The sequence below is a fragment of the Lysobacter sp. KACC 24251 genome, from assembly GCF_057747755.1.
Map to the genome: position 1 here is coordinate 2847576 of NZ_CM173222.1, position 12061 is coordinate 2859636.

A 12061-nucleotide genomic window follows, 5' to 3' on the forward strand; every position below is an offset into this window, starting at 1 on the left:
TGGTGAGCGGCTCATTGCACCACGGCGCAGTCCGCAGCGCGCGCCAGCATGACGGCGCGTTCGCGGTGGTTGCGGGTCAACGCGGCGGCGCGCTCGAACTCCCCGATGGCTTCTTCCCGGCGCCCCAGCTTTGACAACAGGTCGCCGCGCACTGCCGGCAACGCGGCGTAATGCGCGAGCGCCTGTTCGTCGCGCAGCGCATCGGCCAGCGCCAGCCCGGCGGCAGGTCCCTCCGCCATGCCCACCGCCACAGCGCGATTGAGCGCCACCACCGGCGAAGGCATTACGGCCAGCAGGCGCGCATATAGCGCGGCGATGCGCGGCCAATCGGTGTCGGCGGCGTGCAGCGCCCGCGCGTGGCAGGCCGCGATGGCGGCCTGCAGGGCATAGGGGCCATCGGCACCCCCCAACCCCTCGGCCCGCGCCAGCGCACGCAGGCCGCGCTGGATCAGCCAGCGGTCCCAGCGCGCCCGGTCCTGTTCGAGCAGCAGCACGGGGGTACCGTCGGCACGGGTGCGCGCGCGCATGCGCGACGCCTGCAATTCCATGAGTGCGAGCAGGCCGTGGGCCTCCGGCTCGGCGGGCGCGAGGCCCACCAGCACGCGCCCCAGGCGCAGTGCCTCCTCGCATAGCGCCGGGCGCATCCAGTCGTCCCCGGCGGTCGCCGCGTAGCCTTCGTTGAAGACCAGGTAGACCACCTCCAGCACCGACGACAGCCGCTCGGGCAGGTCGGCCCGGCGCGGGACCTCGAACGGCACCTGCCGCTCGGCGAGCGTGCGCTTGGCCCGCACGATGCGCTGGGCGACGGTCGGCTCAGGCACCAGGAACGCACGGGCGATCTCGTCGGTGGTCAGTCCGCCGAGCAGTCGCAACGTCAGCGCCACACGCGCTTCGCGCGAGAGCACGGGGTGGCAGGCGGTGAACACCAGCCGCAACAGGTCGTCGCCGATGTCGTCCTGCAGGCGCTCGCTGTCATCCGGTCCGGGCATGGGGCTGCCCTCCAGTTCGTAGGCGATGTCGACGTGCTTGTCCTGTTGCAGGCGCAGGTGGCGCAGGCGGTCGATGGCGCGGTTGCGGGCAGTGGTGGTCAGCCAGGCACCGGGGTTGTCGGGCACGCCATCGCGCGGCCAGCGCTCCAGCGCCGCCACCAGCGCATCCTGCGCAAGCTCCTCGGCCAGGCCGACATCGCGCAGCATCCGCGCAAGCGTGGCAACGATGCGCGGCGCTTCCATGCGCCACACGGCTTCGACGGTGCGACGCACCGGATCGGCAGGGTCGGGGTCCATTGCCTCCGATCACACCATCGGTTGCGACAGGCCGCAAGCGATGAAGGTCACGCCGCCCGCTGCGCGCCGCTTACATCGGCTTCATGCAGTTGACCATCCACGGCTTGCCAAAGCGGTCGACCAGCATGCCCCAGCGGTGCGCCCAGAACGTCTCTTCCATCGGCATGGTGACGCTGCCCCCCACCAGCATTGCGGCGAACACGCGCTCGGCCTCTTCGGGGGTGTCGACCGCGATGTTGATGACCGTGCCGCCCCCGGCCGGCACGTCGATCTGCGGGCCGTCGCCGCCCATCAACACCACGCCGCCGCCTTCGATCTGGGCGTGCATGATCCAGTCCTTCTGCCCGGCTTCGCACTGCTCGGCCATCGGCGACTCGCCGTAGGTCATGGCGAAGGCCACCGGCACGCCCAGTGCCTTGGCGTAGAAATCGAAGGCCTCGCGGCACTGGCCGGTGAACATCATGTAGGGATTGATCTGCATGGTCGTGGCTCCTGGTGGACGGATCAGCTGGGCTGGGAGATCTGCGCGCGCAGCCGCTCTTCCTGTTCACGCAGTTCGGGGGTGAACTCGGCACCGAAGTCGTCGGCTTCGAACACCGGGCGGATCTCGATCTCGCTGTCGCTGGCGTGCGGGTTGGGGCAGCGCCGCACCCACTCGATGGCCTCCTCCATAGAGCGCACCTGCCACAGCCAGAACCCGGCGATCAGTTCCTTGGTTTCGCTGAACGGGCCGTCGACCACGGTGCGGCGGTCGCCGCTGAACTGGACGCGCACCCCCCGGGATGTGGGGTGCAGACCCTCGCCGGCCAGCATCACCCCGGCCTTGACCAGTTCCTCGTTGTAGCGGCCCATGTCGGCCAGCAACTGCTCACTCGGCATCTGCCCGGCTTCGGACTCGGGGCTGGCCTTCACGATCACCATCACGCGCATGTCGGATCTCCTGTTGATCCCCGGCCTGTCCGGGGCTTTCAGGAGTACGACGGACGGGCGCGGGCGGAATCGACATCATGTCGCCGACTTTTCGGCGTCCCGTCCGCGGCTGGTACCCTGCCGATCTGGACGCCACCCCTCCGGTCCCCCGGTCAAGGAGACACCGATGCAATACCTGTTGCTGGTCTACACCGACCCTGCCCTCACCGACACTCTGCCGGCCGAGAAGTACGACAGCCGCATGCGCGAGTGCTTCGACCACGCCGATGCGCTATGCGCCCAGGGCACCCTGCTCGATTCCCGCCAACTTGAAGCGCCGGCCACGGCACGCTCGGTACGCATCCGCGGCGGCCGCACCCAGGTGCTGGATGGGCCGTTCGCGGAAACCAAGGAAATCCTGGCGGGCTTCAACCTGATCGAGGCCGAAAGCCTGGCGCAGGCAGTGGAGATCGCCTCGCACATTCCGTGGGCGCAGACGGGTTGCATCGAGGTGCGGCCGGTGCGCGACACCCAGCGGGTGCGCGCGCGCGTGGGCGCTGGCGCTACAGCTGCGACTTCAGCGGCAGGATGAAGCGCTCGGCGAACTTTTCCTTGAACGGGCGCTGCTCCCAGCGCTCGTAGGTGTAACGCACCGACGGCTTGAGGTCCTGCTCGAAGACCTCGGTCATGCGCGCGGCGAAGGTGGCGTCGTAGACGTTGAGACTGGCCTCGTCGTTCAGCCGGAACGAGCGTACGTCGAAATTGGTCGAGCCCACCGACACCATCAGGCCATCCACGATCAGCAGCTTGTTGTGCATCATCGTCGGCTGGTACTCGTGGATCTCCACGTCGGCCAGCAGCAGCTCGCCCCAATGCGCCTTCGACGCCAGGCGCACCGTCTCCGAATCGATGTGCTTGCCGGGCACCAGCACCCGGATGCGCACGCCACGGTGCCGGGCGGCGATCAGCGCCTTCATGATCAGTTCGTCGGGCACGAAGTACGCCGCCTGCAGGTCGATGCTGTGCTCGGCGGCGGCGATCGCCATCAGGTACATCAGGTGCATGCTCTCGCTGCCGCCCGCGGGCGAGGCGATGAACAGGTGCGCGTCCATCGCGCCGGCCGGCTGCAGCGGCGGGAAATAGCCATCGCCGTTGAGCACCTCGCCGGTGGTCTTGATCCAGTTGTCGTTGAACGCGGCCTGGAACTGCGCCACGGCCGGGCCTTCCAGGCGAAAATGCAGGTCGCGCCAATGGTCCGGGTCCTGGGCGTTGCCACCCCACTGGTCGGCGATTCCAACGCCGCCGGTAAACCCGACCTTGCCATCCACGATCAGCAGCTTGCGGTGGGTGCGGTTGTTGAGCCGGCCGAGGTTGTACCACTTGAGCGGCCGGTAGTGCTTGACCTCCACGCCGGCGCGCTCCATCTGCGTGAGCAGGTCGCCCTCCATCTTGATGCTGCCCACCCAGTCCACCACCACATGCACCTTGACCCCGGCGCGCGCGCGTTCCGACAGGGCGTCGGCAAACTGCTGCCCCACCTCACCCGACCAGTAGATGTAGGTCTCGAAGGTGATCGTGCGCCGGGCAGAGCGGATGGCTTCCAGCATCGCCGGGAAAATCTGCTCGCCGTTCTCCAGGTCGATGACGTGGTTGCCCGGCAGGATCGACGGGCCCAGCAGCACCGACATCTCGCGGCGGAACTGCGGATCAGCGACGTTGTAGCGGTGCAGGATGCGGCGCTCGAGCTTCTTTTCCGGCGTGGCGAAATTCATCGCGAGCACCACGGCCAGCACGGTGACCGCGACGGTGATGAGGATCGTCCACATGCGGCGTCGGCTCCAGCGGGGCATGGCGGTGGGGGGGAAGGTTGGTTGTCCGGAGCTTAACGGGGGCGGCGGCGCAGACCCTTCACGCGTCCTCAACGCACGCCGCGCTCCTCACGCGGTCGTGCGCGGCGGTCGCGTAGCAGTGCGCTGCCGACGATGCCCACCCCCAGCGCCGCGGCCAGCAGGAACATCACCAGCGCCAGCGCCGGATAACCGAACAGCCGGGTTTCGGTCTCCACCCGCATCAGCATCACGCTGCCCAGGATCAACGCCGCGGTGATGATGCCGGCGCTGATGCGGTTGGCGATCTTCTGCAGGTTCTCCATCAACCGCGATTCCTCCAATCCGGTGACCTGCACCTGCAACCGGTTCTCGGCGAGCAGGCCCAGGATGTCCGACACCTTGCGCGGCGCCCCGCGCACCAGCGATTGCAGTTCCATCGCCTCGGAGGCCAGGTGGGCCAACGACAGCGACTTGCGCATGCGTTCGCGCATCACGTGGTCCAGGTGCTCCTCGACCACGCGCTTGACGTCCAGGTGCGGGTCCAGGGCCTGGCTCACTGCTTCCAGGTTGAGCAGGGTCTTGCCCAGCAGGCTCAGCTCCGGCGGCACGCGCAGCCCACAGGCGGTCGCCATGACGGTGACATCGAGGACCAGTCGCCCTTCAGACTGGCTGCTGCGACCACTCGCCGCGGCATAACGGGCGACACGCTGGCCCACTTCGCGCACGAAGCGGTCCTCGTCGAAGTCCTCCAGGCGGGTGCCCATGGCCACCACTTCCTGCGCGACGTCTTCGCCGCGGCCGTCTACCGCCGCGAACAGCAGCTTGAGCATCTGGTCGCGCCGCCGGGGCGGTACATGCGCCACCATCCCCAGATCGAGCAAGGCAAGCCGTCCGTCGGTGGTCAGCAGCAGGTTTCCCGGATGCGGGTCGGCATGGATTTCGCCATGGATGAACATCTGGTCCAGGTAGCCGCGCATCAGCGTGCCGGCCAACTCGCCCAAGGGCTCTTCGGTGCGGCGCAGGCCACCCACGTCCGTGACCTTGATCCCGTCCACCAGCTCCATGGTGAGCACCTCGCTGCGTGTCAGGTCCCACAACGGGCGCGGCACGAACAGTTTCGGATACGCCTCGAGGTGTTCGTGGAAGCGCTGCAGGTTCTCCGCCTCGGTGCGGTAGTCCAGCTCCCGCAGCAGGGTCTTGCCGAATTCAGACACCCAGTCGGCGAAACGCACGCGCCGGCCGAGGTCGGTGAAGCGGTCAGCCTTGTCCGCCAGCCCGGCCAATGCCTGCAGGTCGGCGTGGATGCCGGCGCTGATGTCCGGACGCTGGACCTTCACCGCGACGCGGCGGCCGTCGCGCAAGGTGGCCGCGTGCACCTGCCCGATCGACGCCGCACCCAAGGGCTCCTCGTCGAACGTCTCGAAGATCTTGCCCAGGCGCGCGCCCAGCGCCGCCTCCACCGTGTCGCGCACGACGTCGAACGACAGGGGCTGCACGTTGTCCTGGATGCGCTGCAGGGCGAGCAGGTAATCGGCGGGCACCATGTCCGGCCGCGTGGACAACGCCTGGCCAATCTTGATGAAGGTCGGACCCAGCGCCTCCAGATCATCGACGAAGGCTTCGGGGCCGGTGTCGGCGCCCTCGGGGGCGGCCGTTTCCGAAGGAAGTTCGAGTCCGCTGAACACACCCGCGGCACGGTACTTGAACAGGAAGCTGACGATCTGCGCGGTGCGGGCCAGGCCCTCGGGCTGCGAGTCCATGGTGGGTCCTTGGGGTTTCGGATTCAGGCAGGCCACCCGGTCCGGGTGGCAGAAACGACGCTGGCCCTCACAGGGGCCAGCGTCACTTGCAGGAAGGGGCGTCCTGCCCCGTCAGCGGGCTCAGCGGCCGTCGCGGTCGGCGTCGCCCGGCATGGCGCGCTCGATGTAGTGCCAACCGTCACGCACGGCGCCCTTGGCTTCGTTCCAGGCCAGGCGCGATTCGGCGCGCGAGGCATCCCAATCGCTGGCGAGCTTCGCTTCGACGTCCTCGAAGCGCTGGCCGCGGTACTTGTCGTAGTTCTGGTAGCCGTACTGGTACGCCGGCTCGTAGTCGTTCCAGTTGCGATCGGCGTTGTAGTACGAGGCCGTGGTGTAGGTGTTCTGGAAGTGGTCGCGATACTCGGTGGGGTTCACCGCTTCTGCAATCGCACCGCCGGTCTTCGCGCCGGCAATCGCGCCGACCACGGCGCCAACCGCCGTGCCCACCGGGCCACCGATGGCCGTGCCTGCAACGGCACCCGCAATGGCGCCTGCGCCTGCGCCGGTACCTTCACCGATGCTGTGATCCTTCTTGATGTCAGACATGTCGTTTGCTCCGTGGGTATGGGGAATACGGCGCGTTGGCCGTGTGGATACCATGAGCGTGTGTGCGTTGAGACGCGGTGAACACTTTGAGACCACCATGCAGCCGATTCATCCAATCGTGGGCAAGATGAGGAATCGCTTCACCAGACTGAAGAGGGGCCCGTCCGTTTTCTGATGCGGACGTCACCACTCGCCGCTTGCCTGGGTTAACCCAAGGCGGGCGGCGCGGTGCGGCGCATGTGGTGGCTGGCTGCGGATCAGTCCTTTTCCTTGCCGATGACCTTGCCGGACTTCGGGTCGATCTTCAGCTCCACGTCCTTGCCTGTGGGATCCTCGGCCTCCGCGTTCCAGATGCCGTCCTCGTAGTCCACGTCATGGACATTGGTGTAGCCAGCGGCAGCCAGGCGCGCACGCACGTCGGCTTCGCTGAGGTTGGCGACCTGCTCGTCGGGGTAAACCTCGCCGGTGGTGGCATCCAGGCGGACGTCGACGCGGTTGCCGTTGGCGCTGCGCGCATCAGCCTTCCACATGCCGTCCTCGAATTTGACGTCGTTGACCGACGTATAGCCCTGCGCCTCCAGCTTCGCCCGGACCTGCGTCGAGGTCATCGCGTCCTGCGCCCAAGCCAGGTTGGCAGCCATTGCCAGCGCGGCACCCAGCATCACTGCACGTTTCATCTTCGACTCCTGTGTCGTTGGTGGGAGTGCTACGACTCTGGTGATGGGTGCGGTAACAGTGGGTGAAGCTGCGCGCTATTCGTCACGTGTGGTTCAAGCCCGTGGTACGGGGGTGTTGACGTGATTCAGGCGCGCGGCGGAATGTTCAATTCCTCGTGACGGGAATCGCGCCTTTTGCGCCTTTTTCTGCGCGAATGTTCAGTCGCTGGCAGGAAAGTTCAAATCTGGCCTCATGGGCGCGGCGCTAGCGTCGCCGCCATGGACATCACCACCGCAAACAATGATTCCCGTCGGCGACTGCAGCACCTGCTGGCCGCTGCCCTTTTCGCCCTCGGCCTTGCGGCCAGCGTCGGCGTTCGCGCCGCAGACCTGGATGCAGACCTGCAACCCGGCCAGTACCAGTGGCGCGCCGACATTCCCGATGACGGCCCCACGGTGATCGTGGTCAGCCTGCCCGAACAGCGGCTGCATGTGTACCGCGACGGGCAACGCATTGGCGTGTCCACCGTCAGTAGCGGCAAGCCCGGCAAGGAAACCCCCACCGGGGTTTTCCCGATCCTGCAGAAGAAGCGCAAGCACCGCTCCAACCTTTATAACGATGCACCCATGCCTTACATGCAGCGGCTGACGTGGGACGGGGTCGCGCTACACGCAGGTCGCATTCCGGGTTATCCGGCCTCGCACGGCTGCATCCGCCTTCCACACGAGTTCGCGGAGCAGTTGTTCGAACTCACAGAGCGCGACAGCACGCTGGTGGTAGTGGCCGATGACGTGTCCCACGACGCGAGCGTCACCCGTCCGGGTAATCGGGTGCCGGTCAATGCATGGACCGGCCAATCCCTGGCGACGCGCGCGAAATCTCAGCACGAGGGCGGAGTCGCATCCGTGGGAGCGCACGATTGACTTGAGGGGTCGCGCGTAGCGGCAGGCCAACCCCGCAGTCGTCAGGCCTGGCGTTAGCGCGGTGTCCGCGCAGACGAAGATCGCAATCACGCACGATTAACGTGTTGATTTTGCGATCAAAAATTCAGCCTTGATGCATCCGCAACCCTCTAGGTTCGACCCACTTGTCGGCCCCCGACAATCCCCAGAAGGAGTTCACCCATGCGCAACAAGACCCTACTCGCCTTTGCCATTGCTTCGTGTATCGCCGCTCCGCTCGCCTTCGCGCAGGGTCGCGGTGCGGGCGGCCCACCGGCCGGCGCGGGCGCGATTGCCGGTAACGCCGGTGCGCGCATCAGCGATCGTGCCTCCATCGGAATCGATACGGCCAGCCGCGCCGCCGCGCAGCGCACCGCCGACCGCGACACCCGCATCCAGTTCGGTGCGGAACAGAAGACCACCGTGCAGGCCGCGCAGAATCAGACCGCGGTCGATGCCAAGTTGAAGGCCGACGCCAAGGCTGATGCCAAGGTGACCGACGACGTGACCGACGATGAGGTCACCGGCGAGACCAAGGCCAATGCCAATGCGACCTTCGGGCAGGACACCGCGGCCCGCGCCAAGCTGCAGCAGGAGGCCGACGTGGACACCCGCAAGACCTTCGGCAGCACCCAGTCCGCGGCCGCCAAGGCCAAGAACGACACCACCGATGACAGCGACGACACCACCACCGTTGATGACGGCAGCGACGACTGAGTCAGCCACGCCCCTGGAAAACGCCCCTTCGGGGGCGTTTTTCTTTGGTGCGTCCCAACGGCGGCGGGTCGCCGGGTGTCCCCACTTCACCTGGCCTTTCCGTACCGTTCGCCATGCTGGTAACCCCGCGCCGGAGACGACCATGCCCACTTGCGACGTCTGCCACAACGACTACGACAAGGCCTTCAAGCTGACCATGTCCGACGGACGCACTGGCACCTTCGACGCCTTCGAATGCGCCATCCACGCGATGGCCCCGCGCTGCGCGCATTGCCAGTGCGTGGTGGTCGGCCATGGCGCAGAACACGCCGGCACCGTGTACTGCTGCGCCCATTGCGCTCGCGCAAGCGGCGTCAGCGGCCTAGACGACCGCGTTTGATTCGTTACACCGCTACTGAGGTCCCGCCACATGCCAGGTCAGATCCAACAGAACCGCCACCGCCAGCGCACCCAGAACGATCCGGAGCTGCACCGCGACACGCAGAAGCTGGGGCCCGATCCGGAGAAGGAGCAGGAGGCGCTTGAGCCGCCGCTGCCGGGACACGCGCCGGAGCCGGACCGCCAGGTGCCGGAAGACTGAGTCACCCTCAAAGGCGGTCCTTCCCCCTCAAGGGCTGTCCTCGTGCTCCACCACCAGTACCCGCGCCTCGCCGCGCGGCCGCGCGCTGTGTTCCATGCCTTCCTCGCCGAAGAACAGGTCGCCGGCATGCAGGGTGATGACTGACTCCTCTCCATCGCGGCGCACGTGCATGTCCACCACGCCATCGAGCACCACGAACAGTTCGTCGCCGTCGTTGGCATGCCACGGGTAGCCCTGGTTAGTCCAGTGCAGGCGCGCGGTGATCGCCTCCACCCGTGCGACCTCGAGCGCACCCCACGCCCGTTCGGCGGTGAAGTCGCGGCTGCGCACCACCTTCATGGCGCCACCGCGGGCGCGTCGCAGCACGGTGGGGGCGCCGTTGTCGGCACGCGTTGCGGGGTCGAGGTGTCCAGCGGCGGGGACGATGGCCCCAGTCGATTCGGAGCGGCGACCGACGTTCCGGCCAGGGTGGCGGCCAGCAGGGCCATGAAGCGACAGCAGTAGGACATGGGACGGTGCTCGCTTGGATTGGGTGCCCATTCTGCCCAGCCACCGTCCGTCGATAATCCACCTGTTCGTGGCAACATTGTTTCCCCAAACAGCCCAATCCATCCGATGCGACTGACCGAACGACTGGCGGACATGGCGATCTTCGCCCAGGTCGTGGAGGACGGCGGATTCACCGCCGCCGCCCGGCACCTGGGCCTGTCGAAGGCGGCGGTAAGCAAGGCCGTGGTCCGGCTTGAGAACCATCTGGGCGAGCGCCTGCTGCAGCGGACCACCCGCCGCGTGCAGGCCACCGAGGTCGGCCACACCTTCCACGAGTACTGCCAGGCCATCGTCCAGCAGGCCGACGCGGCCGAGCAGCACCTCGGCCACCTGCACGACGAGCCCACAGGCATGTTGCGCATGACCGCGCCGCTCAGCTTTGGCGTCGCCCAGGTTGCCGCCACCCTGCCCGTGCTGCTCGCCCGCCATCCGCGGTTGCAGGTGGCCCTGTCACTGGACGATGGCGTTCGCGACCTGGTCGCCGAACGGCTCGACCTGGCCCTGCGCGCCGGCCCGCTGATGGACTCCGGGCTGGTCGCGCGCCGCGTGGGCGAGGTCCGCGCGAGCGTGGTGGCCACGCCGGGTTACCTGGCGCTGCATGGCACGCCTTCGACCCCAGCCGACCTCGCCCGGCATGCCTGCCTGCGCTACGACGAACACAGCCGCAACTGGGCCTTCGGCCACGGCGAGCCGGTCACCATCGGACGAGGCCCCGCGATCAACAGCACGCTGGCGCAGTGGCAGGCCGCGCGCAACGGCGGCGGCCTGGCGTTGCTGGCCGATTACCTCACCCAGGCCGACGTCGAGGCCGGGCGACTGGTGCGTGTACTGGCGGGCCATGCGCCGACGCCGGTCACGGTGTATGCCGTGCACCCTTATGCCCGCCACGTGCCGGCCAAGGTGCGGGCGGCCATCGCGCATTTCAGCGAGGTGTTCGCGGACGCCCTGCGCTGAGTGACGCGCTCATCGGCTGCTCACGGCCAATCGCTTACGGTCGGGCCCATGGCCACCGCCCGCAAACGCGTCAATCCACCGCAGCGCCAGCGCCGCCAACCCGGTCGGCAGCGCGCCATGCACCCTGAGCCCGTGACCATCGGCGACGGCTACATCGGCAGCGGCAAGCTGCAGGGCAAGGTCGCGCTGGTCACCGGCGGCGACAGCGGCATCGGTCGCGCGGTCGCGGTGCACTTCGCGCGCGAGGGCGCCGACGTCGCCATCGCCTACCTGGATGAGCACGCCGACGCGGAAGAGACCGTGCGCCTGGTCGAAGCGGAGGGCCGCCGCTGCGTGGCCTACCGCGGCGACCTCGGCCGCCCCGCGCATTGCGCCTCGGTGGTCAACCGCACGGTGAAGGCGCTGGGCCGGCTTGACGTGCTGGTCAACAACCACGCCGAGCAGCACATGGCCCAGCCGCCGGAAGAATTGACGCCCGCGCGCATCCGCAAGACCTTCGAGACCAACGTGTTCTCGTTCTTCCACCTCATTGATGCGGCGCTGCCGCACCTGAAGAAGGGCAGCAGCATCCTCAACACCGCCTCGGTCGTGGCCGCGCGCGGGCACGACGTGCTGATCGACTACGCCGCCAGCAAGGGCGCGATCCAGGCGCTGACCTTCTCGCTGGCCAAGGCGCTGGCCAAGCGCGGTATCCGGGTCAACGCGGTGGCGCCGGGTCCGATCTGGACGCCGCTGATCCCAGCCAGCTTCACTCCCAAGCGGGTGGCCGAATTCGGCTCGGATACGCTGATGGAACGGCCCGGCCAGCCCGCGGAAGTGGCCCCGGCGTATGTGTTCCTGGCCAGCGCCGACGGCAGCTACATCACCGGCCAGGTCATCCACGTCAACGGCGGCACGCACATCGCCGGATGAGCGCGCCGCAACCCGGTGCCGCTGCGGCACCAGCGAGGTTTGCCATGCCACGCGGAAGCAAAGAAGCCTACACCGACAAACAGAAGCGCCAGGCCCAACACATCGAGGAGGGCTACCGCGAGAAGGGCCTGTCCGAAGACGAGGCCGAACGCCGCGCGTGGGCCACGGTCAACAAGCAGGACGGCGGCGGCAAGAAGCGCGGCTCCGGGCGCAAGCGCACCACTCATTGAGGCCGAGGCACACCAGGCCCGCGGCGCGGAGCGGCGCCGGATTGGCACCGCCACGGCCCACTCCGGCCGCCCCCACCGGCGTTCATCGGCGCCCTTCGGGTTTCGTCGCATCCTGCGCCTGCTGAGCTCCAGCCGGGGCTATGCTCCGCGGC

At 67.9% G+C, this 12061-nt stretch carries 16 protein-coding genes; 8 read left to right on the plus strand and 8 right to left on the minus strand.

Annotated elements, in window-relative coordinates; all coding sequences use genetic code 11:
• Nucleotides 1-11 precede the first annotated feature (11 nt).
• The 3 genes from AC3ARF_RS13205 to AC3ARF_RS13215 form a co-directional block, all read right to left on the minus strand.
• Nucleotides 12-1286 (minus strand): RNA polymerase sigma factor, encoded by a 1275-nt coding sequence (locus tag AC3ARF_RS13205; protein WP_498928641.1) that lies wholly within the window; start codon nucleotides 1284-1286, stop codon nucleotides 12-14.
• A 70-nt stretch (nucleotides 1287-1356) separates the two neighbouring features.
• On the minus strand, nucleotides 1357-1767 hold the full coding sequence (locus AC3ARF_RS13210; RefSeq protein ID WP_498928643.1) for a VOC family protein: 411 nt from the start codon (nucleotides 1765-1767) through the stop codon (nucleotides 1357-1359).
• 23 nt (nucleotides 1768-1790) lie between these two features.
• Nucleotides 1791-2216, minus strand: coding sequence for a YciI family protein (locus AC3ARF_RS13215; RefSeq protein ID WP_498928645.1), 426 nt, complete (start codon nucleotides 2214-2216; stop codon nucleotides 1791-1793).
• Nucleotides 2217-2382: 166 nt separating this feature from the next.
• Between AC3ARF_RS13215 and AC3ARF_RS13220 the strand changes: the two genes are divergently transcribed.
• The gene (locus AC3ARF_RS13220; RefSeq protein ID WP_498928647.1) at nucleotides 2383-2787 is read left to right on the plus strand and encodes a YciI family protein; all 405 of its coding nucleotides are present in this window, start codon (nucleotides 2383-2385) and stop codon (nucleotides 2785-2787) included.
• Here AC3ARF_RS13220 and AC3ARF_RS13225 read toward each other — a convergent pair.
• From AC3ARF_RS13225 to AC3ARF_RS13240, 4 genes are all read right to left on the minus strand, one after another.
• Nucleotides 2759-4021, minus strand: a complete 1263-nt coding sequence (locus tag AC3ARF_RS13225; protein ID WP_498928649.1) for a phospholipase D-like domain-containing protein — start codon at nucleotides 4019-4021, stop codon at nucleotides 2759-2761. The genes AC3ARF_RS13220 and AC3ARF_RS13225 overlap by 29 nt on opposite strands.
• 92 nt (nucleotides 4022-4113) lie before the next feature.
• The gene (locus tag AC3ARF_RS13230) at nucleotides 4114-5784 is read right to left on the minus strand and encodes an ABC1 kinase family protein (protein ID WP_498928651.1); all 1671 of its coding nucleotides are present in this window, start codon (nucleotides 5782-5784) and stop codon (nucleotides 4114-4116) included.
• A 120-nt stretch (nucleotides 5785-5904) separates the two neighbouring features.
• Nucleotides 5905-6369 carry a hypothetical protein gene (locus tag AC3ARF_RS13235; RefSeq protein WP_498928653.1) on the minus strand — a complete coding sequence of 155 codons (465 nt, stop codon included), beginning with the start codon at nucleotides 6367-6369 and terminating at the stop codon, nucleotides 5905-5907.
• A gap of 257 nt (nucleotides 6370-6626) precedes the next feature.
• Complete coding sequence (locus tag AC3ARF_RS13240) at nucleotides 6627-7046, minus strand: PepSY domain-containing protein (RefSeq protein ID WP_498928655.1); 420 nt, start codon at nucleotides 7044-7046, stop codon at nucleotides 6627-6629.
• A gap of 258 nt (nucleotides 7047-7304) precedes the next feature.
• Here AC3ARF_RS13240 and AC3ARF_RS13245 point away from each other — a divergent pair, with 258 nt between their 5' ends.
• The 4 genes from AC3ARF_RS13245 (at nucleotide 7305) to AC3ARF_RS13260 (ending at nucleotide 9264) form a co-directional block, all read left to right on the plus strand.
• Nucleotides 7305-7949 (plus strand): L,D-transpeptidase family protein, encoded by a 645-nt coding sequence (locus AC3ARF_RS13245; protein ID WP_498928657.1) that lies wholly within the window; start codon nucleotides 7305-7307, stop codon nucleotides 7947-7949.
• A 201-nt stretch (nucleotides 7950-8150) separates the two neighbouring features.
• On the plus strand, nucleotides 8151-8684 hold the full coding sequence (locus AC3ARF_RS13250; RefSeq protein WP_498928659.1) for a hypothetical protein: 534 nt from the start codon (nucleotides 8151-8153) through the stop codon (nucleotides 8682-8684).
• A 142-nt stretch (nucleotides 8685-8826) separates the two neighbouring features.
• A complete protein-coding gene (locus AC3ARF_RS13255) occupies nucleotides 8827-9063 on the plus strand; it encodes a metallothionein (RefSeq protein WP_498928661.1) in 237 nt (78 codons plus the stop codon).
• A gap of 30 nt (nucleotides 9064-9093) precedes the next feature.
• Nucleotides 9094-9264, plus strand: a complete 171-nt coding sequence (locus AC3ARF_RS13260) for a hypothetical protein (RefSeq protein ID WP_498928663.1) — start codon at nucleotides 9094-9096, stop codon at nucleotides 9262-9264.
• Nucleotides 9265-9291: 27 nt separating this feature from the next.
• Here the strand turns inward: AC3ARF_RS13260 and AC3ARF_RS13265 are convergent, their stop codons facing one another.
• On the minus strand, nucleotides 9292-9630 hold the full coding sequence (locus AC3ARF_RS13265) for a cupin domain-containing protein (RefSeq protein ID WP_498928665.1): 339 nt from the start codon (nucleotides 9628-9630) through the stop codon (nucleotides 9292-9294).
• A 249-nt stretch (nucleotides 9631-9879) separates the two neighbouring features.
• Between AC3ARF_RS13265 and AC3ARF_RS13270 the strand changes: the two genes are divergently transcribed.
• The 3 genes from AC3ARF_RS13270 (at nucleotide 9880) to AC3ARF_RS13280 (ending at nucleotide 11909) form a co-directional block, all read left to right on the plus strand.
• Entirely contained in the window at nucleotides 9880-10767 is an 888-nt protein-coding gene (locus AC3ARF_RS13270; protein ID WP_498928667.1) for a LysR family transcriptional regulator, read from the plus strand.
• Nucleotides 10768-10884: 117 nt separating this feature from the next.
• Nucleotides 10885-11679, plus strand: a complete 795-nt coding sequence (locus tag AC3ARF_RS13275) for an SDR family oxidoreductase (protein WP_498928669.1) — start codon at nucleotides 10885-10887, stop codon at nucleotides 11677-11679.
• A 44-nt stretch (nucleotides 11680-11723) separates the two neighbouring features.
• Complete coding sequence (locus AC3ARF_RS13280; protein WP_498931964.1) at nucleotides 11724-11909, plus strand: hypothetical protein; 186 nt, start codon at nucleotides 11724-11726, stop codon at nucleotides 11907-11909.
• Nucleotides 11910-12061 lie beyond the last annotated feature (152 nt).

Coding starts and splice junctions, on each gene's coding strand:
- AC3ARF_RS13260 (WP_498928663.1), top strand. CDS start 9,094: ATGCCAGGTCAGATCCAACAGAACCGCCACCGCCAGCGCACCCAGAAC.
- AC3ARF_RS13250 (WP_498928659.1), top strand. CDS start 8,151: ATGCGCAACAAGACCCTACTCGCCTTTGCCATTGCTTCGTGTATCGCC.
- AC3ARF_RS13245 (WP_498928657.1), top strand. CDS start 7,305: ATGGACATCACCACCGCAAACAATGATTCCCGTCGGCGACTGCAGCAC.
- AC3ARF_RS13270 (WP_498928667.1), top strand. CDS start 9,880: ATGCGACTGACCGAACGACTGGCGGACATGGCGATCTTCGCCCAGGTC.
- AC3ARF_RS13205 (WP_498928641.1), bottom strand. CDS start 1,286: ATGGACCCCGACCCTGCCGATCCGGTGCGTCGCACCGTCGAAGCCGTG.
- AC3ARF_RS13225 (WP_498928649.1), bottom strand. CDS start 4,021: ATGTGGACGATCCTCATCACCGTCGCGGTCACCGTGCTGGCCGTGGTG.
- AC3ARF_RS13275 (WP_498928669.1), top strand. CDS start 10,885: ATGCACCCTGAGCCCGTGACCATCGGCGACGGCTACATCGGCAGCGGC.
- AC3ARF_RS13235 (WP_498928653.1), bottom strand. CDS start 6,369: ATGTCTGACATCAAGAAGGATCACAGCATCGGTGAAGGTACCGGCGCA.
- AC3ARF_RS13255 (WP_498928661.1), top strand. CDS start 8,827: ATGCCCACTTGCGACGTCTGCCACAACGACTACGACAAGGCCTTCAAG.
- AC3ARF_RS13230 (WP_498928651.1), bottom strand. CDS start 5,784: ATGGACTCGCAGCCCGAGGGCCTGGCCCGCACCGCGCAGATCGTCAGC.
- AC3ARF_RS13280 (WP_498931964.1), top strand. CDS start 11,724: ATGCCACGCGGAAGCAAAGAAGCCTACACCGACAAACAGAAGCGCCAG.
- AC3ARF_RS13215 (WP_498928645.1), bottom strand. CDS start 2,216: ATGCGCGTGATGGTGATCGTGAAGGCCAGCCCCGAGTCCGAAGCCGGG.
- AC3ARF_RS13220 (WP_498928647.1), top strand. CDS start 2,383: ATGCAATACCTGTTGCTGGTCTACACCGACCCTGCCCTCACCGACACT.
- AC3ARF_RS13240 (WP_498928655.1), bottom strand. CDS start 7,046: ATGAAACGTGCAGTGATGCTGGGTGCCGCGCTGGCAATGGCTGCCAAC.
- AC3ARF_RS13210 (WP_498928643.1), bottom strand. CDS start 1,767: ATGCAGATCAATCCCTACATGATGTTCACCGGCCAGTGCCGCGAGGCC.